Annotated in this window: 1 protein-coding gene; it reads left to right on the forward strand. The window is 64.8% G+C overall.

Features of this window, described 5'->3' with window-relative positions:
* Positions 1-103: 103 nt before the first annotated feature.
* The coding region (locus E3O57_RS01555) for an IS481 family transposase (RefSeq protein ID WP_134456554.1) at positions 104-1,091 on the forward strand (988 nt) is incomplete at its 3' end.

Below are 1,091 nucleotides of genomic sequence, written 5' to 3' on the forward strand. Positions count from 1 at the left end.
TGTACTGCCCAGGGACGTTGGTTGATGTGTGACGTCTTGAAATGACGAAGACCTCCGGTGGAGGGTGGAGCTGTCTAGTTCCCCAACCCGTCCGGAGGTCCTCGTGTCTCACGCTAATGCTGCTCTCACCCCGGTTCAACGTCTGCGGATCGGAAGGCTGGTCGTCGATGACGGCTGGCCTGTCGCCCATGCAGCGGTGTTCTTCCACGTGTCATGGCCGACCGCGAAGCGGTGGGCCGACCGGTACGCGGCGATGGGCCGCGACGGCATGCAGGATCGTTCATCGCGCCCGCACCGCAGCCCCACAAAGACTCGCCCGGAGCTGGTGCGGAAGGTCGTGCATCTGCGCTGGAAGAAGCGCCTCGGGCCCGTTGGGATCGGCGCCCGTCTCGAGATGCCGGCCTCGACCGTTCACGCGGTGTTGACCCGCTGCCGCCTCAACAGGCTGCGGCATGTCGACGTCCGTACCGGCGAGCCGGTCCGCCGCTACGAGCACGAGAGACCCGGCGCGATGATCCATGTTGACGTGAAGAAGATCGGCAACATCCCGGACGGCGGCGGCCACCGCTCTGTCGGACGGCAACAAGGCGCCAAGAACCGGCAATCGACCCCAGGCACCACCCGGAACAGACATCACCACGAGCTTCTGGGAACAGCGTTCGTCCACACCGTGATCGACGACCACTCCCGGGTCGCTTATGCCGAGATCCACGGCGACGAGAAAGCCGAGACCGCCGTCGGCGTCTTGAAACGAGCCGTGTCCTGGTTCGAAGCGCGCGGTGTCACCGTCGAACGTGTCCTTTCCGACAACGGCTCCGCATACCGATCCCACGCCTGGCGCGACACCTGCGCCGAGCTTGGCATCAAGGTCAAGAAGACCCGCCCCTACCGGCCACAGACCAACGGGAAGATCGAACGCTTCCACCGCACCCTCGCCGACGGCTGGGCGTTCTCCCGCCACTACAACAGCGAATCAGCCCGCCGAGCAGCACTGCCAGCATGGCTCCACGAATACAATCACCACAGGCACCACACCGCCATCGGAGGCAAGCCACCGATCACGCGGTTAACTAACCTGCCTGGGCAGTACA

The organism is Cryobacterium sp. TMN-39-2 (assembly GCF_004402745.1).
Lineage (GTDB): Bacteria > Actinomycetota > Actinomycetes > Actinomycetales > Microbacteriaceae > Cryobacterium > Cryobacterium zongtaii.